Source organism: Mesorhizobium abyssinicae (assembly GCF_049887195.1).
In the GTDB taxonomy this organism is placed as follows: domain Bacteria; phylum Pseudomonadota; class Alphaproteobacteria; order Rhizobiales; family Rhizobiaceae; genus Mesorhizobium; species Mesorhizobium abyssinicae.
In genome coordinates this window covers 837,971-857,304 of sequence record NZ_JARAKC010000001.1, presented here as the reverse complement: position 1 = coordinate 857,304, position 19,334 = coordinate 837,971, and the positions used below count along the sequence as shown (strand labels likewise).

Sequence of the window (19,334 nt, the reverse complement as noted above, 5' to 3'; positions counted from 1 at the left end):
GCCGGCCCTCGCTTTCGCGGGGCCAGCGGCACTGGGAGGGAACTTACTTGCCGCGGCGGCGCAGCCCGTCAAAATAGACGATGACGATGATCAGCACGCCGGTGATGATGCGCTGCCAGAAGGCGTTGACGTTCAAAAGATTGGCGCCGTTGTTGATGGTGGCGAGGATGAAGGCGCCAAGCAGCGGGCCGTGCACGGAGCCGACCGCGCCGAACAGCGAAGTGCCGCCGATCACCGACGAGGCGATCGCCTGCAATTCCCAGCCCTCGGCCTGGGTCGGATTGCCGATGCCGATGCGCGAGGCGAGCAGCACGCCGACAAAGGCGGCGCACAGGCCGGACAGCGTATAGGCCATGTAGATGGTGCGCTGGACATTGACGCCGGACAGGCGCGAGGCCTCGGCGTTGGAGCCCACCGAGAACAGGTAGCGGCCCCAGCGGCTGTGGTGGAGGAAGATGTAGGCCGGGATGCCGACCAGGATCACCATCCAGAACAGGTTGGGGATGCCGACGAAGGAATTGCGCGAGAATTCCTGGAAGGCGTCGTTGTTGATCGAGATCGAATTGCCGTTGGTCATCAACAGGCCGATGCCGCGCAGCGAGGTCAGCGTCGCGAGCGTGATGATGAAGGGCGGCAGGCCCATCCTGACGATGCCGAAACCGTGGAACAGGCCGATGGCGACACCGACCAGCAAGGTGATCAGGATGGCGGCGAAGACCGGTACGCCGGCATTGATCAGCATCGCCGTGATGACGGTGGCGAAGCCGACCACGGCACCGACCGAAAGATCGATGCCGCCGGTGATGATGACGAAGGTCTGGCCGACCGCCAGGATGGCGATCATCGAGCCCTGGCGCAGCAGGTTGGAGATGTTGTTGGCCGAGGCAAAGCTCTGCGTCGACACCGACAGGATGACCCACAACAGAACCAGCAGCGCCAGCAGCGTCAGCCCGAACAGGGCGTTGTAGTTGCGCTTCGGCTTTTCGGCCGCGATCGCCTCGGTGCTCATTTCTGTCCTCCCTGTTTTTCTTGTTTCTCGGCGAGCGCCTGAGAGAGAATGTCTTCGTGGTCGGCGGTGCGGAAGCCGTGCGTGGCGACAAGCTTGCCGCGCCGGAACACATGCAGCGTGTCGGCGAGCTCATAGACCTCCGGCAGATAGGAGGAGATCAGGATGATGCCGGCGCCGTTGGACAACAGCGTCGAGAACAGGCGGTAGATCTCGGCCTTGGTGCCGACATCGACGCCGACCGTCGGCTCGTCGAAGATGAACAGCTTGGCGCCATGCGCCAGCCATTTGCCAATGACGATCTTCTGCTGGTTGCCGCCCGACAGGCTGGAGGCGAGCGCGTTGCGCGTCGGCGTCTTGATCCTCAGGCCGGCGATCTGGCGATCGGCCTCGACCTTCTCCTGCGTGTTGGAGATCAGGAGATTGTTCGAGATGCGCTTGTAGATCGGCAGGTTGAGGTTGAGGCCGACCGGCAGGTTGAGGCAGAGGCCCTGGTCGCGGCGGCTTTCCGGCGCCAGCGCCATGCCGAGCCGGATCGCATCGTGCTCGGAGTTGACCTGCACCTCCTTGCCTTCCCACAGGATCTGGCCGGCCGATTTCCGGTGGCGGCCGTAGAGGGTGGTGACGAACTCGCTGCGGCCGGCGCCGATCAGGCCGTAGAGACCGACGATCTCGCCGGCGCGGACGCTCAACGAGACATTCTCGAAGCCCTTGCCGGAGAGGTTGCGTGTCTCGACGATGGTCGCGCCCGGCGTAAAATGTTCCTTGTGGTAGATCTGCTCGATCGAGCGGTTGATCATCAGCTTGACCAGCTCCGGCTCGCTGGTCTCGGCGATGTTGCGGGTGCCGACCAGGGTGCCGTCACGCAGTACCGAGACACGGTCGGCGAGCTCGAACACCTCCTCCATGCGGTGGCTGATGTAGATGATGGTGACCCCTTCGCCCTTCAGCCGGCGGATCAGCTTGAACAGCTGGTCGGCCTCCTTGCGGGTGAGGTAGGCGGTCGGCTCGTCGAAGATCAGGAACTTGGTGCCGCGCACGGTGGCGCGGGCGGCGGCGATCAGCTGCTGCTGGCCGATGGTGAGATCGCCGAGCACGACATGCGCCGGCAGGTCGAAGCCAAGACCGTCGATGATCTTCTGCGCTTCCTTGACCATGGCCCGCTGCTGCAGGATGCCGAAGCGGGAATCCTCCTCGCCGAGGAACATGTTGGCGGCGACGGTGAGGTGGCGGCAGAGCACGACCTCCTGGTGCACGGCATTGATGCCGAGCGCCATCGCCTCGTGCGGGGTCGCCAGCGCCGCTGGCTTGCCCTCCCAGATGACGTCGCCGGAGGTGCGCGGCATGACGCCGGTGAGAAGCTTGATGAGGGTGGATTTGCCGGCGCCGTTCTCGCCGACGATGGCGTGGATCTCGCCGGACTTGAAGGCGAGGTTGACCGGCTTCAGCGCGTGCGTGCCGGGATATCGCTTTTCAAGCCCATGCAGTTCTAGGATCGTCCTGCCGGGCTCCAGCGTGGGGGCGGGGTGCAGGTCCTGCGCCGTCGACGTCATGACAATCCTCCCAGATTGGCCTCAAGATTGGCACGCAACGATGCGGCGCAGCCGCATCGTCAAGGATGGTTCAAGCCAGCGGATCCCCGGATGTGCTGGTGTTTCCGGGGCAGCGAGGCCCCGGAAACAGTGCGCCTATCGCGATGCTTAGTCGAGCTTCGGATTGAGCAGCGCGTCGATCTTCGGCTCTTTCATGTTGGCCTTGGTGACCAGGTTGGCGCCGGTGTCGACATTGGCCTCGACCTTCTCGCCCTTGGAGGCGGCGAGCGCAGTCTTGATGCCGTCATAGCCCATCCGGTACGGATCCTGGACGACGAGGCCGGAAATGACACCGTCGTTGAGGAACTTGATCAGCTTCTCGTCGCTGTCGAAGCCGATCAGCCCGACCTTGCCGGCCAGGTTGTTCTCGGCAATCGCCTGACCGACGCCCTGCGCCATGATCAGGTTGGAAGCGAAGATGCCTTTCAGGTCCGGATTGGCGGTGATCAGGTCGGTGGCGATGTTGAGGCCGGTCGTGGCCTGGCCGTCAGCATACTTGTCGGCGATCAGCTCGAGGCCGGGATATTTCGCCTTGAGCTGTTCCTTGAAGCCCTGCGCGCGCTGCTCGAGCGAGCCGGCGCCCGGCAGCGCGGTGATCAGCGCAACCTTGCCCTCGACCTTGCCGCCATTGGCTGCGCCGATGGCCGCGGCAAGTCCGTCAGCGGCGACGCGGCCGCCCTGGACGTTGTCGGTGGTCAGGAACGAGGTGAAGGCCTTGGAGTCGGCGCCGGAGTCGATGCCGATGACCTTGACCTTGGTGGCGGCCTCGTCGATCGGCTTGCCGAGCGCCTTGGCTTCGGTCGGCGCGATGACGACGGCGGCCGGATTGCCGGCGACGGCATTCTCGAGGATCGAGATCTGGCCGTTGACGTCGGTCTCGGCCTGCGCGCCAAGCTCCGGCACGTTGATGCCGAGGTCCTTGCCGGCCTTGCGGGCGCCGGCGAGCACGATCTGCCAGTAGAAGGACGTGGTGTCCTTGACGATGATCGGAATGGTCACGTCCGCCGCCGAGGCCGGCGCCGTGTGCAGCGCGCCGGCGAGCATCGAGGCGGCGGCGAGCGCGACGAAAGCGCGGCGGTTGAGAATGCTGGTCACGAATTTCATGAGGGTTCCTCCCTAGATCGCCCGGTGAAGGTTACGGAAGCTCCGTTCGGATAGGCGCGGCCCAAACAGAACTTTATCAATAAAAAACATTTGCCGTTTGTTGATAGTGCATCGACCCCGTCGACGCAAGTGCTGTTTCGTCACGTCTGCGCGACGGCCTAGCGTTTGCCGTCGCTACGTTCGAACGCTTCCGATCCTCCCGAATTGAGATGGAATATTAATTCCACCTATGTGTCAATATGGAATGTATGTTCTCTTTCGATCGTGAACTCTCCCGGCCCATGTAACGCACGGAGCCGGGCAGGAGCTCCGCCTATCAGCCGAGTTCCTGGACCACCGTATAGGGATCGTATTTGGCGTATTCCGCCGGCGCCACCTCGACGTCGAGCAGTTCCAGATTGCGCGTCAGGTTGGCCGGCTTGGCCGTGCCTGTCAGGACCGAGGCCACGACCGGTTCATGCAGCGGAAACTGGAAGGCGGCGGCCGCCAGCGGATAGCCGCCATCGGCCGCGATCCGCTCCATGGCGCCGACGCGGTCGAGGATATCCTTGCTCGCCGGCTGGTAATCGAAATGCGCGCCATGCACCGGACCGGTCGCCAATATGCCGGAGTTGAAGACGCCGCCGATGATCAGGGACGTCTGGCGCCGCCGGCAAAGCGGCAGCAGTTCGGCCTCCGCGCTGCGGTCGAGCAGCGAATAACGGCTGGCGAGCAGGATGCAGTCGAGCGGTGCCCGGCTGAGCACATCGAGGCAGATGCGCACCTCGTTGACGCCAAGGCCATAGGCGGAAATCGTGCCGGACGACTTCAGCTCCTCCAGCGCCTTCAACCCGCCATCCATGAACTGGCGGAAATGCAGCTTCGTCTGCTCGACGCCATGCGTGTAGGTGCCGATGTCGTGGACAAACAGGATGTCTATCCTGTTCAGCCCAAGCCGCGCATAGCTGAACTCGACCGAGCGCATGATGCCGTCATAGGAATAGTCGTAGTCGAGCGCAAAGGGCAGCGGATCGACGTAGGAATGGTCGGGGACCTTGTCGTCCGGCACGGGGCGGAACAGGCGTCCGACCTTGGTCGACAGCACGTAGGACGAGCGCGGCTTCTGGCGCAGGAAATCGCCGGTCCGGCGCTCCGACAGGCCGAAGCCGTAGAAGGGCGCGGTGTCGAAATAGCGCAGACCGCCGTCCCAGGCCGTCTGCAGCGTTTCCATCGCCGCTTCGCGCGGACAGGCCCGGTAGAGCCCGCCGATCGCGGCGCCGCCGAAGCTGATCTCGCTGACTTCGAGCGCAGTGGTGCCGATCCGGCGCTTGTTCATGCAAAGCCTCCCGTGCCGGCTATCCGTCAGCCGGCCGATGTCTTGTTTGTTTTGACGCAATCCCGGACGGAAAACCGCTTCACGCCTTTTCCTGGAATTGCTCGAGTTGATGTCTAGAGCGTCGCGCCGAGGTGCCAGGGCACGAACTCGTTGTCGCCGTAGCCGAAGGCCTCGCTCTTGGTCTTGCGGCCGGACGCCGTCTCGACGATGAGCTCGAAGATCTCGCGGCCCATGCCGGCGATGGTCTTCTCGCCGGAAGCGATGACGCCGCAATTGACGTCCATGTCCTCTTCCATCTGGTGGTACATGGTCGAGTTGGTGGCGACCTTGATCGACGGTGTCGGCCGGCAGCCGAAGCAGGAGCCGCGGCCGGTGGTGAAGACGATGACGTTGGCGCCGCCCGCCACCTGGCCGGTGGCGGAGACCGGGTCGTAGCCGGGCGTATCCATGAACACCAGGCCGTGGCCGGTGACCTTCTCGGCATAGCCGAAGACGCCGTTGAGCGGCGTCTGGCCGCCCTTGGCGACCGCGCCCAGCGACTTCTCAAGGATGGTGGTCAAGCCGCCGCGCTTGTTGCCGGGGGAGGGGTTGTTGTCGATCGAGGCCCCGTGCTTGGCGACGTGGTCTTCCCACCACTTCACATAGCCGTCGAGCTTGGCCGCGATCTCCGGGCTTGCCGCGCGATAGGCGAGCAGATGCTCGGCGCCGTAGATCTCCGTCGTCTCCGACAGGATGCCGATGCCGCCGACGCCGGCGAGGATGTCCACGGCCGCGCCCAGCGCCGGATTGGCGGTGATGCCGGACATGCCGTCGGAGCCGCCGCATTGCAGGCCAACGACGATCTCGCTGACCGGGATCGGCTCGCGCTCGAGGCGACCGACCTCCTCGGCGATCTCGGCGAGCACGCCCATCGCCTTCTCGACCGATTTGCGCGAGCCGCCGGCGTCCTGGATGTTGAAGTGCCGCTTGCCGGCGGCGACGCCCTTCTGGCCGTAGAGGGTCAACTGATTGACCTCGCAACCCAGCCCGACCATCATCACGCCGCCGAAATTCGGATGCCGGGCATAGCCGGCGAGTGTCCGGTGAAGCACCATCATGCCGTCGCCGGTGCCGCTCATGCCGCAGCCCTGGCCATGCACGATCGGCACGAAGCCGTCGATCCCCGGGTATTTCGGCAAGAGCGTGCGGTTGGCCTCGTCGGCGATGGCGTGGCAGACGGTGGCCGAGCAATTGACGCTGGCGATGATGCCGATGAAGTTGCGGGTGCCGGCGCGGCCGTCGGCGCGGCGATAGCCCATGAAGGTGCGGGCGCGGTCGGCCTCGGTCGCGTGCTCGGCTTCGCTCGGCGGCACCACCGGCAGGCGGCCGCTCTCGAAGATCAGATTGTGCGAGTGGACATGTTCGCCGGGTCCGATATCCTGCGTGGCGCGGCCGATCGCCTGCGCATATTTCACAACCGCCTCGCCGGTCGCGATCGGCTTGATCGCCACCTTGTGGCCAGGCTCGATCACCGCGACGGCGACAGCGCCGCCCGGCAGCGCCGCGCCGATCTCGATGCGGCCATTGGCGACCGCGACATTGTCGGCGGGAGACAGGAGGATGCTGTTTGCGGCGTTCACGGGCGGTTTCCTGGGATGTTCCTGGGTGCGTGGGCGGATTGACACGCGTCAGTTAATGGATAATGTCTTTTATCGTGAAAAAACATTTTTGCGTCAATTGTTTTTTCGCGAGAGCGCCGCGCGCTTGCGGATGCGAAGGCCAGCCGGCCTGCATCTGAAAGCGATTCCGCTTTACGGCAGCATGCGTTAGGACCATATCGCGCTTCAGGCCGACCGCTGCAAGCGCCGGCGCGCAACGGGGCGGGGGATGTCGAAAAGCAACAACGTCTACAAGGACGCCTACAACCGCTGCCTCAGGCTGCTCGACGAGACGCAGAGCCTGCCGTCGGAACCGGAGCTCGGCACGCTGCTCGGCGTCAGCCGCACCACGGTGCGCAGCATCCTGGCGCGCATGGAAGAAACCGGGCTCATCGCCTGGAACAAGCGCAGCAAGACCGTACTCAGGGCGCCGCGGCCGGACGACTTCTTCCCCGAGGAGGAGACCGATACGCTGGCCGAGATCATCGAGCGCTCCTTCATGCGCCGGCTGCTTGCCGGCGGCGCCGAGGCCGGCATGCAGATCAACGAGCTGGAGCTGGCGCGCGAGATCGGCGTCGGCACCACCAGCGTGCGCGAATTCCTGATCCGCTTCTCCCGCTTCGGCCTGATCGAGAAGCGACGCAACAGCCACTGGGTGCTGAAGGGTTTTACCCGTGCTTTCGCGATCGAGCTGACCGAGATCCGCGAGATGTTCGAGCTGCGCTCGGCGGCCGCTTTTGCCGCCCTGCCCGAGGAGAGCCCGGTCTGGGCCGATCTCGACCGGCTGGAGGATGAGCACCACCAGCTGGCGCGCGAAATCGCCACGCGCTTCACCGCGTTTTCCGAGCTGGACGAGCGCTTCCATCGGCTGATCCACCGCGCCTCGCACAACCGCTTCATCGTCGATTTCTACGACGTCATCGCCATGATCTTCCACTATCACTACCAGTGGAACAAGGCGCAGGAGCGCGAGCGCAACGAGGTCGCCGTCCAGGAACATCTGGCCTATATCGCGGCGCTGAAATCGCGCGATCTCGGCAGGGTCGACGCCGCCTGCCGCAAACATCTGAAGTCGGCGCGCCAGACACTGCTGACCTCGATCCCCGAAGGGCGGCAGCCGCAACACGCCTGAGCCGCGCCGGGGTCACGGCGATACGCATTGGTCGCGCCGCGTTGCCGCAGCCGTGATTTGGCGATTTTCGCTCCGTTGGCCGCGTGCTAGGTATCTGCCGTTGCTGCGTGGAGAGGCAAAACTTGGACATCCGGCGGGGTCGATGGAGCATGAGGGTCGCGTTCGTCGCGGCCTTGATGCTTTTGCTCCAGTCGGCGCTTGGCGCCTTCGCGGCCGGGCCAGCCGCCGCGCAGCTCGACGCCTTCGGCAATGTCATCTGCACGCATGAGGGCGCTGCCCAGCTTCCCGGCAGCGATCCGCACCGGCAGCACATGCCGGCCTGCTGCGTGCTGGGCTGCAGCATGGTTTCCGCGGCCCACGCGCCGCCGCCCGATGCTAGCGTTCCCGCCCGCAGCCTCGTGCTCGAGGCCGTGGTGTTCGCGCCGCCGGCCTTCACCCATGTCGATTTCGCCCGCGATCGCTCTCCATCGAACCCGCGCGCGCCGCCAGCGACGGCCTGATCCGTCCCGGCTCGTCTCGCGGAACCTTTCGCGGGCGCATTCATCCAACTATCGGACCGTCCGCGGCGTCGCGGCGGTGCGATCACCGCATCATGGAGCAACCATGTTTTCCTTTACCGCAACGCAGGCCAGCGCGTCTGGCCGCAGCAACCGATCCCGGCGCTGGCAGCGCCTCGGCATCCTCCTTTCCACCCTCGCCATGCTGTTCGTCGGCGCTCGCGCCGCCTTCGCGCATGAATTCAAGGCCGGCGATCTCGAAATCGAGCATCCCTGGTCGCGGGCCACGCCTGCCGGCGCCAAGGTCGCCGGCGGCTATTTCACCATCATCAACAAAGGCAGCTCGCCGGACCGGCTGCTGGCGATTGCCTCCGACATTTCGGAGAAGGCCGAACTGCATGAGATGGGCGTCAAGGACGGCGTCATGACCATGCGCCCAGTCAGCGGCGGCCTCGAAATCCCGCCCGGCGGCAAGGTGGCGCTCAAGCCGGGCGCCTATCACCTGATGTTCGTTGGGCTGAAGCGGCAGCCCAAGCAGGGCGAAAAATTCCCGGCGACGCTCACCTTCGAGAAGGCCGGCAGCGTCACCGTCGAGTTCGAAGTCGAAGGCATGGGTGAAACCGGTGACACCGACATGGACCACGCCGAGTGACCCGGCAACTACACAAACTTCGAGGGACAATCATGAACAACTATCTTTTGACGGCCGGCGTGCTTTTCGCGCTCGGAACAAATGCGGCGCTGGCCCATGTTACGCTGGAAACCCAGGAAGCGCCTGTCGGTTCTACCTACAAGGCGGTGCTTCGCCTGCCGCATGGCTGTGGGGGCAAGGCGACGACCGCCGTGCGCGTGCAGATTCCGGAAGGGGTGATCTCGGTGAAGCCGATGCCGAAACCCGGCTGGACGCTGCAGACCAAGAAAGGCAAGTACGAGAAGTCCTACCAGCTCTATGGCGAGACGCTGACCACTGGCGTCAAGGAGGTCGACTGGAGCGGCGGCAATCTGCCGGACGAATTCTATGACGAGTTCGTCTTCAGAGCCAATCTGACGGCGGATCTGCCTGTCGGCCAGATGCTCTACTTCCCTGTCGTGCAGGAATGCGACGGCGGCGCCGCGGCGCGCTGGATCGAGATACCGGCCGCGGGGCAGGAGGAGGACGAGCTGGAAAATCCGGCGCCCGGCATCAAGCTGCTGCCGAAGAAATGATCTCCTGGCGGCGCGCTCCGTTCCAGGGCGCGCGCCGCCTGCTTCGAGATGGTGGCATGAGCGCTTCCCCAAGGACCTGCATCGATGACTGGCGAGCCGCCCGGCTTTTTGCCCGGCTTCTGGCCGTCATCTTGCTGTTTGCGGCTATGGCGCTGCCGGACCGCGCCTTCGCGCATGCGGCGCTGATCAACGCCGATCCGGTGGACGGCGCGGTGCTGGCGCAAAGCCCGGCAAGATTCTCGCTGAGCTTCAGCGAGCCGGTGTCGCCGCTGGTGCTCAACCTGGTGCGGCCGGACGGCACTCAGCTTGTCCTGACGTCCTACCGGCTCGACGATCAGACCATCGAGATCGACAATCCCGAGACGCTGAAAGCCGGCACGCATGTGCTGAGCTGGCGAGTGATTTCCGAGGACGGTCATCCGGTCGGCGGCTCCGTGCTCTTCTCCATCGGCGCGCCGACCGCTCCACCGGTGGCTGGGGAGGCGGTCGACTGGGACCTGCGGTCAGCCATCTGGATCGGCAAGGTCCTGCTCTATGTCGGCCTGTTTCTTGGTGTCGGCGGCGCCTTCGCGCTTGCCTGGCTGGCCGAGGACCAACGCTGCGGCCGGCGCTTCGTCATCGGCGCGATCCTGTGCGGCCTGGCGGCGGCGCCAATGTCGCTTGGGTTGCAGGGGCTCGATGCGCTGGGCGCGCCGCTTGCCCGGCTGGCGCAGCCGGTGGTCTGGCAGACAGCGTTCGCCACCAGCTTCGGCTGGACCGTTCTGATCGCGCTGATCGCGCTCGGTCTCGGCCTGCTGTCGCTGGCCGGGCCGCGCGGCGGCCGCAAGCCGCTTGCCCTTGCCGGGCTGGCCGGCGTCGGCGCCGCGCTCGCCGCCAGCGGCCATGCCAGCGCGGCGGAACCACAATGGCTGACGCGGCCGATGGTGTTCCTGCACGGTGCGGGCATCGCCTTCTGGGCCGGCGCGCTGGCGCCGCTCGGGCTTTCGGTGAGGCAGCAGTCGAAGGATGCCGGGGCTTTCCTGCATCGGTTTTCGCGCGCGATCCTGCCGGTCGTCGCCGTGCTTGCTGCCGCCGGCATCGTGCTTGCCGTTATCCAGGTGCAGACGCCGGCGGCGCTGGTCAACACCGCCTATGGCAGGCTGCTGCTCGTCAAGCTGGTGCTGCTCCTGTTTCTGTTCACGCTCGCCACCATAAACCGCTGGACGCTGACGGCTCCGGCCGAAGCCGGCGCCACCGAGGTGCAGCGGCGGCTGGCGCGCTCGATTGGCGCCGAGGTGCTGATCGTGGTCGCCATCTTCGCCGTGGCCGCCGGCTGGCGTTTCACTCCACCGCCGCGCGCGCTGGCGATCGCCGCCGCGCAGCCGGTGTCGATCCACATCCACACGCTGAAAGCGATGGCCGATCTCAGCATCGTGCCCGGCCATGCCGGCCAAGTCGCCGCGTCGATGGTGATCATGACTGGCGATTTCGGTCCGCTGGACGCCAAGCAGGTGACGCTGGTTCTGTCGAAACCCGATTCCGGCATCGAGCCGATCAAGCGGCCGGCGACGAAGCCCGGCGATGGCACCTGGCGCGTCGACAACCTGATCATTCCGGTTCCCGGCCGCTGGACGGCGCGGCTCGATATTCTGGTTTCGGATTTCGAGGTGGTGAAGATAGAGGCGCCGATCGACATCCGCGCCGAGTGACAAATTGTTCGAGGCGGTTGACGCCATCGCAAAGGCCCGTCAATCATCCCGGCAAAACACGGCCAACAAAATTCGGAAAGCAGGGAAGAAACGATGGAAAAAGCCGAAATCGGCCTGATCGGCCTTGGCACGATGGGCTCCAACCTGGCGCTCAACATCGCCGAGCATGGGCACCGCATCGCCGTCTTCAACCGCACCGCGTCGCGCACCGACGCCTTCGTCGAGAGCGCCGGGCCGCTGAAGGACAGGGTCGTGCCCTGCTACAGCCTGGAGGAACTCGCCGCCGCGATCCGGCCGCCGCGGCCGATCATCATCATGGTGCTGGCCGGCAAGCCGGTCGACGAGCAGATCGCGGCGCTGCGCGGCGTGCTGTCCGACAACGAAATCGTCATCGATGCCGGCAACGCCAATTTCCGCGACACGATGCGACGCTTCTCCGAATTGTCCGGCTCGGGCCTGACCTTCATCGGCATGGGGGTGTCCGGCGGCGAGGAGGGCGCGCGCCATGGCCCGTCGATCATGGTCGGCGGCACGGAAGACTCCTGGAAGCGGGTCGAGAAGGTGCTGACGGCGATCTCCGCCAAGTTCAAGGACGAGCCCTGCGCCGCCTGGCTCGGCACCGACGGCGCCGGCCATTTCGTCAAGACGATCCACAACGGCATCGAATATGCCGACATGCAGATGATCGCCGAGATCTACGGCATATTGCGCGACGGCCTCGGCCTGGGCCCGAAAGAAATCGGCGCCGTCTTCGCCGACTGGAACAAGGGCCGGCTCAATTCGTATCTGATCGAAATTACCGCCAAGGTGCTGGCCGCCGACGATCCGAAGACCGGCAAGCCGGTGGTCGACATCATCCTCGACCGCGCGGGCCAGAAGGGCACCGGCAAATGGTCGGTCATCGAGGCGCAGCAGCTCGGCATTCCGGCGACCGCGATCGAAGCGGCGGTTGCGGCGCGCGTGCTGTCGTCGATCAAGGATGAGCGGCAGGCAGCGGAAAAGGCCTATGGCAATATCGGCGTCGCCAAGATCGCCGGCGACAAGGCCGCCCTGCTCAAGGATCTGGAGCTGGCGCTGTTCGCCGGCAAGATCGCCGCCTACGCGCAGGGTTTCGCGGTGATGAGCGGCGCCTCGAAGGAATTCAACTGGAACCTGCCGATGCCGACCATCGCCAAGATCTGGCGCGCCGGCTGCATCATCCGCTCGCAGATGCTGGACACGATGGCCGAGGCGTTCGGCTCTGGCAGCGCGTCGACCAATCTTCTGATGGCGCCGGCCTTCATCGCCATGATGCAGGAGGCGCATCCTTCACTGCGCAGGATCGTGGCGCGGGCGTCGGAAGCCGGCTCGCCGGTGCCGGCGCTGTCGTCGGCGCTCGCTTACTTCGACAGCTACCGCCAGGGGCGTGGCACCTCCAATCTGATCCAGGCGCAACGCGATTTCTTCGGCGCGCACGGCTTCGAGCGCATCGGCGAGCAGGGCGCGTTCCATGGACCCTGGGGCAGCGGCGCGGCCTAAGGGCAGGTAAGGCCGGCCTGCAAATGGCGGCCTCCTGCGCTTCTACTCCGGTTCTCGGAAACCACCCAGTTTGGTCGCTTCGCGCCCGTCTTCGACTCCGACTCGGCCTGACCTGTCTCTCAAGTCGCGCCAATCAGCCGCGATAGGGCAGAACCTCGCTCGGCTTGCTCAGCGATTGCAGCGAGCCGGGTTCGGAGCCGCCGATCCAGCCGAGCACCGAGCGGGCCAGCTCGGAGCCGGCGAGGCGGAAGTTCTCGTTGACGACCAGCAGTTCCCGCCGGAACAGATGCAGCAGTTCCGACGACTGCTTCGACACCACGTCGACGTCGCGGCCGAGCTTCAGGCCGGCATCCTCGATGCCGGCGACGACGGCGAGCGTCGCCGCGGCGGCGCTGCTGACGAAGCCGTCCGGCCGGTCCCGGCGCTGCATCAGCTGCGCCGTCCGCATCCTGATCTGCTCGATCGACTGGTCGATGGACACGGTGTTGAACGGCACCTCGCTGGCGCCGACTTCACTCAGCGCATCGGCAAAGCCGTTCAGCGTATGGCCATAGTAGGTGAGGCCGACCGGTGGCGTCACAAGGGCGAGCCGGCTGCGGCCGATGCCGGCGAGATAGCGCACCGCCTCGCCTGCGAAGGCGTAGTTGTCGAAATCATGGTAGGGGTGCACGAGCCCCATGTCGGTGCGGCCGTGCGTGGCAAAGGGAATGCCGCGCTCCAGCATGTAGCGGGCGCGCGGATCGTCCGGCTGGGTGCGCGAAATGATGATGCCGTCGGCCGAGCCCGTCTCGACCAGATAGCGTATCGGATCCAGCGGATCTTGCGAGCGCGAATAGGGCGTGACGATCAGGTGATAGGGCGTGTCGGCGATCACCTCCGAGACACCGTAGATGATGTCCGAAACAAAGCTCATGATCTCGCGCTCGGTGTTGAGCACGAGGCTGATGACATTGGTCTTGCCGGTCCTGAGGCGCACGCCGGCGCGGTTCGGCCGGTAGCCTATCTGCCTGGCGACGAGTTGCACGCGCCGCCTGGTCTCGGCGCCGATCTCGGGGGCGTCCTTCAAGGCGCGCGACACGGTGGTGACGCCCAGCCCCGTCATGAAGGCAAGCGTCTTCAGCGTCGGCCTGGCCGGCGTTTCGCCATCCCTGTCCGTCTGGTCCCTGTCCATATCGTCCCGCCCGTCAGGCGCATAGCAGTCGCCGGGCCGGCCGGCAATCGCCGCTATCGTCAGGCGGGCAGTCCCCGTCCGACAAAATCCCCATACACTGAAACGTTACAGATTGTCACGACCGTTGTCTGTTCCGGGCCAGGTCTGCCTTTTCCTGGCGTGCTCTCCCGGCTCGGAAAGTCGTTGGGAATCAGCGCGGAAGGCGTTTCGGGCAAGTTTTTTGCCAGCTTCTAGCGTTTTGCAGCGCAGCTTTGCGTGTTGCGGTGCACAAACTCGTGGCTGGCGGAACTATTTTGTTCGCGCTCCGAAAAATATCGAAGCGGGGTTTGCGTGAGGGGTTGCGCATGTCGTGCAATTGCCGTATCGAAAATCTGTAACGTTTCAGATTCTTGGGAGGAACCGAAATGCGATACAAAATCCTGACTGCTGCGCTGGCGGCGACGGCCGCGCTGCAGTTCGCCGGTCCGGCGGCCGCGACCGATCTGGAAGTCACCCATTGGTGGACGTCCGGCGGCGAAGCGGCGGCTGTCGCCGAGTTGGCCAAGGCCTTCGACGCAACGGGCAATCACTGGGTCGACGGCGCCATCGCCGGTTCCGGCGGCACGGCGCGGCCGATCATGATCAGCCGCATCACCGGCGGCGACCCGATGGGCGCCACCCAGTTCAACCACGGCAGGCAGGCGGAAGAGCTGGTGCAGGCCGGCCTGATGCGCGACCTCACCGATATCGCCACCAAGGGCAAATGGACGGAAGTCGTGCGGCCGAAGAGCCTGCTCGACAGCTGCACCATCGACGGCAAGATCTATTGCGTGCCGGTCAACATCCATTCCTGGCAATGGCTGTGGCTGTCGAACGCGGCCTTCGAAAAGGCTGGCGTGCCGGTGCCGAAGAACTGGAATGAATATGTGGCGGCCGCCCCCGCGCTGGAGAAGGCAGGCATCATCCCGCTCGCCGTCGGTGGGCAGCCCTGGCAGGCCTCCGGCGCCTTCGACGTGCTGCTCGCGGCTGTCGGCGGCACCGATACCTTCCTCAAGGTCTACAAGGACAAAGACGCGAAATTCGCCGCCGGGCCCGAGGTCGCCAAGGTGTTCAAGGCCGCGGACGATGCCCGCAAGATGGCGAAGAACACCAATGTGCAGGACTGGAACCAGGCAACCAATCTCGTCATCACCGGCAAGGCTGGTGGCCAGATCATGGGCGACTGGGCGCAGGGCGAATTCCAGGTCGCCGGCCAGACCGCCGGCAAGGACTATACCTGCCTTCCGGGCCTCGGGCTGAACGAGGTGATTGCCACCGGCGGCGATGCCTTCTACTTCCCGCTGCTGAAGGACGCCGACAAGTCCAAGGCGCAGGAAGTGCTGGCCGAAACGCTGCTCGATCCCAAGACGCAGGTTGCCTTCAACCTGAAGAAGGGCTCGCTGCCGGTGCGCGGCGACGTCGACCTGCAAGCGGCGAATGATTGCATGAAGAAGGGCCTCGACATCCTGGCCAAGGGCAGCGTCATGCCCTGGACCGACCAGTTGATGTCGCAGGACAGCCAGAAGCAGAAGGAGGATCTCTTCTCCGAATTCTTCGCCAAGCCGGACTTGACCGTCGAAGACGCGCAGAAGCGTTTCGCCGACATCATCGCTTCGGCGGACTGATTGGTTTTGCCGACTGATTACGGCGCCCCCGCCAGCTCCTGGCCCCAGCCTATCCGGGGTCAGGAGCGTGATGTCGTCATTGCCCCAGCCCGGCTGTCGAGATGAGCAAGAGCGAACGCCCCAACCAGCTTTTCCGCAACCTCAATGCGAAGGTCGCCTCGATCCCGATGATCCTCACCGCGCTGGTGGTTTTCGTCGGCGGCACCGCATGGACGGTGCTCTATTCCTTCACCAACTCGAAACTGCTGCCGCGGCTAAACTTCGTCGGCCTCGACCAGTATTACCGGTTGTGGGCGACGCCGCGCTGGCTGATCTCGATCGAGAACCTCTTGATCTATGGCGTCATTTCGCTGGTGTTCTCGCTGGCGATCGGCTTCATCCTCGCCGCGCTGCTCGACCAGAAAATCCGCTTCGAGGACACATTCCGCACCATCTTCCTTTATCCCTTCGCGCTCTCCTTCATCGTCACCGGTCTGGTATGGCAGTGGCTGCTCAATCCGGACTTCGGCATTCAGGGCGTGGTGCGAAGCCTTGGCTGGGCAAGCTTCAGCTTCGATCCGCTCTACAATTCCAGCATCGTCATCTACGGCATATCGATCGCGGCCCTATGGCAAGGCACCGGGCTCGTCATGTGCCTGATGCTCGCCGGCCTGCGCGGCATCGACGAGGATATCTGGAAGGCAGCCCGGGTGGACGGGATCCCGATGTGGAAGACCTATCTGTTCATCGTCATTCCGATGATGCGGCCGGTCTTCATCACCACGCTGGTCATCATCGCCGCCGGCATCGTCAAGGTCTATGACCTAGTGGTGGCCCAGACCAGCGGCGGGCCAGGCATCGCCTCCGAGGTGCCGGCAAAATACGTCTACGACTACATGTTCTTCGCCCAGAACCTCGGCCAGGGCTTTGCCGCATCGACCATGATGCTGTTGTCGGTGGTGATCGTCATCGTGCCGTGGGCCTATCTCGAATTCGGAGGCAAGAAGCGTGTCTGAGCTTGCCATCCCCTTGCCCAGCACCGCCGATGCTCTCAGGCGCGAAGCCACGGGACCGAGCGGCCCGAAGCCGCGGCACGTGTTCTCGCGCCGCAACATCTTCCTCTATGGCACGCTGATCGTGGTGGCGGTCTACTACCTCCTGCCGCTCTACGTGATGGTCGTCACCTCGCTCAAGGGCATGCCGGAGATCCGCCTCGGCAACATCTTCTCGCCGCCGCTGGAGATCACCTTCGAGCCTTGGGTCAAGGCGTGGTCGCAGGCCTGCACCGGCCTCAATTGCGACGGGCTCTCGCGCGGCTTCTGGAATTCGGTCCGCATCACCGTCCCCTCGGTGATCCTGTCGATCGCAATCGCCTCGGTAAACGGCTACGCGCTCGCCAACTGGCGCTTCAAGGGTGCCGACACCTTCTTCGTCATCCTCATCGTCGGCGCCTTCATCCCCTATCAGGTGATGATCTACCCGATCGTCATCATCCTGCGCGAGATCGGCCTGTACGGCAGCCTGAGCGGTCTGGTGATCGTGCATTCGATCTTCGGCATGCCGATCCTGACGCTTCTCTTCCGCAACTATTTCTCCTCGATGCCGGAAGAGCTGTTCAGGGCGGCACGCGTCGACGGCGCCGGCTTCTGGGGCATCTATCTGCGCATCATGCTGCCGATGTCGCTGCCGATCTTCGTCGTCGCCGTCATCCTGCAGGTCACCGGCATCTGGAACGACTTCCTGTTCGGCGTCGTCTACACGCGGCCGGACACTTATCCGATGACGGTGCAGCTCAACAATATCGTCAATTCGGTGCAGGGCGTGAAGGAGTACAACGTCAACATGGCCGCCACCATCCTGACCGGCCTCGTGCCGCTCATCGTCTACTTCATTTCCGGCAAGCTTTTCGTACGCGGCATCGCCGCCGGCGCGGTGAAAGGATGATGATGACGGACATTGCCAATCCCAGCGTGTCGATCCAGGATCTGTCGCTGAATTTCGGCGCCGTGTCGGTGCTGCAGACGCTCAACCTCGATGTCGCTGAGGGCGAGTTCATCGTGCTGCTCGGCCCGTCGGGCTGCGGCAAGTCGACCTTGCTCAACTGCATCGCCGGTCTGCTCGACATTTCGGACGGGCGCATCTTCATCAAGGGCAAGAACGTCACCTGGGAAGAGCCCAAGGACCGCGGCATCGGCATGGTGTTCCAGTCCTATGCTCTCTATCCGCAGATGACGGTGGAGAAGAATCTGTCCTTCGGTCTGCGCGTCGCCGGCGTGCCCAAGGACGAGATCGCCAGGCGCATCGCGCGCGCCGCCGAGATCCTGCAGATCGAGCCGCTCCTGCAACGCAAGCCGTCGGCGCTCTCCGGCGGCCAGCGCCAGCGCGTGGCGATCGGGCGCGCGCTGGTGCGCGACGTCGACGTGTTCCTGTTCGACGAGCCGCTTTCCAATCTCGACGCCAAGCTGCGCTCGGAACTGCGGGTCGAGATCAAGCTGCTGCACCGCAAGCTCGAGAACACGATGATCTACGTCACCCACGACCAGATCGAGGCTATGACGCTCGCCGACCGCATCGCCGTCATGAGGGGCGGGGTCATCCAGCAGCTCGATGCGCCGCAGACGATCTACAACCGGCCAGTCAACCGCTTCGTCGCCGGCTTCCTCGGTTCGCCGGCGATGAATTTCCTCAAGGGGGAGTTGGAAGCCGGCACCGCCCCTGTGTTCAAAGCCGACGGCGTGTCGGTGCCGCTCGGCCGCTATCAATTCGACGGCGATGGTGGCCGAGGCGGCAAGCCTTGCATCTTCGGCATCCGGCCTGAGCACATAGCCTTCGGCGACGCCGCCGCGGCAATGCCGTTCACCGCCGAGTCGACGGTCGAGATCGTCGATCCGATGGGCTCAGACACGCTGGTGTGGACCAAGCTCGGCGGCCAGATCATCTCCTTCCGCGTCGAAGCGGATAAGACGCTGCGCAACGGCGATGCGATTCGCATCGGCTTCGATCCGGCACGCGCCTCGCTGTTCGACGCTCAAACCGACAACCGCCTTTAACCTCCCAAGCAGCCATCCCCCAAGAAACGGACAGAGACGATGAACTGGTCATTCCAACTTTACAGCGCCCGCAATTTCCAACCTTGGGAAGGGGTGCTGCAGACGCTCGGCAAGCTCGGCTACAAGGAAGTCGAAGGGTTTGGCGGCGTCTATGACGATCCGAAATCCTTCCGCGTCGAGCTCGACAAGAACGGGCTGGCCATGCCGACCGGGCATTTCTCGATCGACGCGCTCGAGAACGACTTTGACGGCGTGCGCAAGATCGCCGACGCGCTCGGCGTCACGCTTTTGATCTGCCCCTATCTGCTCCCCGAGCAGAGGCCGGCCGACGCCGCCGGCTGGCGCGGTTTCGGCGAGCGACTGGCCAAGGTCGGTGAGACGGCAAAGAAGGCCGGCTATGGTTTTGCCTGGCACAATCATGATTTCGAGTTCAAGGCGCTCGCCGACGGCTCGGTACCGCAGGACCACATCTTTGCCGCCGCGCCCGATATCGGCTGGGAGATGGACGTCGCCTGGGTGGTGCGCGGCGGCGCGGATCCGCTGCCCTGGATCGAGAAGCACGGCAAGCGCATCAGCGCCGTCCACGTCAAGGACATCGCCAAGCCGGGCGAGGGCCTCGACGAGGATGGCTGGTCGGATGTCGGTCATGGCACGATGGACTGGGCCGGCCTGATCAAGACGTTGCGCGCCAAGAGCGCCGCCAGGTACTTTGTCATGGAGCAGGACAACCCCAACGACATCGAGCGCTTCGCCCGGCGCTCCATCGCATCCGTCAAGGCTTACTAGGAACAATCGA

General features: G+C 64.7%; 18 protein-coding genes. 12 read left to right on the top strand and 6 right to left on the bottom strand.

What is annotated here, in order from left to right; genetic code table 11:
• Positions 1-43: 43 nt before the first annotated feature.
• The 5 genes from PU724_RS03980 to PU724_RS03960 all read right to left on the bottom strand — a co-directional run bounded on the left by PU724_RS03980 (position 44) and on the right by PU724_RS03960 (position 6,636).
• A complete protein-coding gene (locus PU724_RS03980) occupies positions 44-1,009 on the bottom strand; it encodes an ABC transporter permease (protein ID WP_127282987.1) in 966 nt (321 codons plus the stop codon).
• On the bottom strand, positions 1,006-2,559 hold the full coding sequence (locus tag PU724_RS03975) for a sugar ABC transporter ATP-binding protein (RefSeq protein WP_354419794.1): 1,554 nt from the start codon (positions 2,557-2,559) through the stop codon (positions 1,006-1,008). The genes PU724_RS03980 and PU724_RS03975 overlap by 4 nt, the downstream gene beginning before the upstream one ends.
• A 147-nt stretch (positions 2,560-2,706) precedes the next feature.
• Complete coding sequence (locus tag PU724_RS03970; protein ID WP_354419792.1) at positions 2,707-3,702, bottom strand: ABC transporter substrate-binding protein; 996 nt, start codon at positions 3,700-3,702, stop codon at positions 2,707-2,709.
• A 316-nt stretch (positions 3,703-4,018) separates the two neighbouring features.
• A complete protein-coding gene (locus PU724_RS03965; RefSeq protein ID WP_354419790.1) occupies positions 4,019-5,017 on the bottom strand; it encodes an aldo/keto reductase in 999 nt (332 codons plus the stop codon).
• Between the two features lie 113 nt (positions 5,018-5,130).
• On the bottom strand, positions 5,131-6,636 hold the full coding sequence (locus PU724_RS03960) for a UxaA family hydrolase (protein ID WP_127282991.1): 1,506 nt from the start codon (positions 6,634-6,636) through the stop codon (positions 5,131-5,133).
• Here PU724_RS03960 and PU724_RS03955 point away from each other — a divergent pair.
• The 7 genes from PU724_RS03955 to gndA all read left to right on the top strand — a co-directional run bounded on the left by PU724_RS03955 (position 6,617) and on the right by gndA (position 12,695).
• Complete coding sequence (locus PU724_RS03955) at positions 6,617-6,826, top strand: hypothetical protein (protein WP_354419788.1); 210 nt, start codon at positions 6,617-6,619, stop codon at positions 6,824-6,826. The genes PU724_RS03960 and PU724_RS03955 overlap by 20 nt on opposite strands.
• A gap of 57 nt (positions 6,827-6,883) precedes the next feature.
• Positions 6,884-7,786 (top strand): GntR family transcriptional regulator, encoded by a 903-nt coding sequence (locus PU724_RS03950; RefSeq protein WP_127282993.1) that lies wholly within the window; start codon positions 6,884-6,886, stop codon positions 7,784-7,786.
• A 149-nt stretch (positions 7,787-7,935) separates the two neighbouring features.
• Positions 7,936-8,286, top strand: coding sequence for a DUF2946 family protein (locus PU724_RS03945; protein ID WP_128346118.1), 351 nt, complete (start codon positions 7,936-7,938; stop codon positions 8,284-8,286).
• 103 nt (positions 8,287-8,389) lie between these two features.
• The gene (locus PU724_RS03940) at positions 8,390-8,935 is read left to right on the top strand and encodes a copper chaperone PCu(A)C (RefSeq protein ID WP_127282995.1); all 546 of its coding nucleotides are present in this window, start codon (positions 8,390-8,392) and stop codon (positions 8,933-8,935) included.
• 32 nt (positions 8,936-8,967) lie between these two features.
• Positions 8,968-9,489, top strand: coding sequence for a YcnI family copper-binding membrane protein (locus PU724_RS03935; RefSeq protein WP_354419785.1), 522 nt, complete (start codon positions 8,968-8,970; stop codon positions 9,487-9,489).
• A 56-nt stretch (positions 9,490-9,545) separates the two neighbouring features.
• Positions 9,546-11,177, top strand: a complete 1,632-nt coding sequence (locus tag PU724_RS03930) for a copper resistance CopC/CopD family protein (RefSeq protein WP_354419783.1) — start codon at positions 9,546-9,548, stop codon at positions 11,175-11,177.
• Between the two features lie 93 nt (positions 11,178-11,270).
• Positions 11,271-12,695: an NADP-dependent phosphogluconate dehydrogenase gene (gene gndA / locus PU724_RS03925; protein WP_320255894.1), complete on the top strand. Its 1,425-nt coding sequence runs from the start codon at positions 11,271-11,273 to the stop codon at positions 12,693-12,695.
• A gap of 133 nt (positions 12,696-12,828) precedes the next feature.
• On the opposite strand, the gene PU724_RS03920 is transcribed toward gndA, so the two are convergent.
• Positions 12,829-13,866: a LacI family transcriptional regulator gene (locus tag PU724_RS03920; protein ID WP_320255893.1), complete on the bottom strand. Its 1,038-nt coding sequence runs from the start codon at positions 13,864-13,866 to the stop codon at positions 12,829-12,831.
• Between the two features lie 404 nt (positions 13,867-14,270).
• On the opposite strand from PU724_RS03920, the gene PU724_RS03915 reads away from it, so the two are divergent.
• The 5 genes from PU724_RS03915 to PU724_RS03895 all read left to right on the top strand — a co-directional run bounded on the left by PU724_RS03915 (position 14,271) and on the right by PU724_RS03895 (position 19,324).
• A complete protein-coding gene (locus PU724_RS03915) occupies positions 14,271-15,509 on the top strand; it encodes an ABC transporter substrate-binding protein (RefSeq protein ID WP_126058246.1) in 1,239 nt (412 codons plus the stop codon).
• 101 nt (positions 15,510-15,610) lie between these two features.
• Positions 15,611-16,504 (top strand): carbohydrate ABC transporter permease, encoded by an 894-nt coding sequence (locus tag PU724_RS03910; RefSeq protein ID WP_320320974.1) that lies wholly within the window; start codon positions 15,611-15,613, stop codon positions 16,502-16,504.
• On the top strand, positions 16,497-17,432 hold the full coding sequence (locus PU724_RS03905) for a carbohydrate ABC transporter permease (RefSeq protein WP_127283001.1): 936 nt from the start codon (positions 16,497-16,499) through the stop codon (positions 17,430-17,432). Before PU724_RS03910 ends, PU724_RS03905 begins: the two co-directional genes overlap by 8 nt.
• Before the next feature lie 2 nt (positions 17,433-17,434).
• Entirely contained in the window at positions 17,435-18,538 is a 1,104-nt protein-coding gene (locus PU724_RS03900; protein ID WP_292169031.1) for an ABC transporter ATP-binding protein, read from the top strand.
• A gap of 39 nt (positions 18,539-18,577) precedes the next feature.
• Positions 18,578-19,324, top strand: a complete 747-nt coding sequence (locus tag PU724_RS03895; protein WP_354419780.1) for a sugar phosphate isomerase/epimerase family protein — start codon at positions 18,578-18,580, stop codon at positions 19,322-19,324.
• The last annotated feature ends 10 nt before the right edge of the window (positions 19,325-19,334 follow it).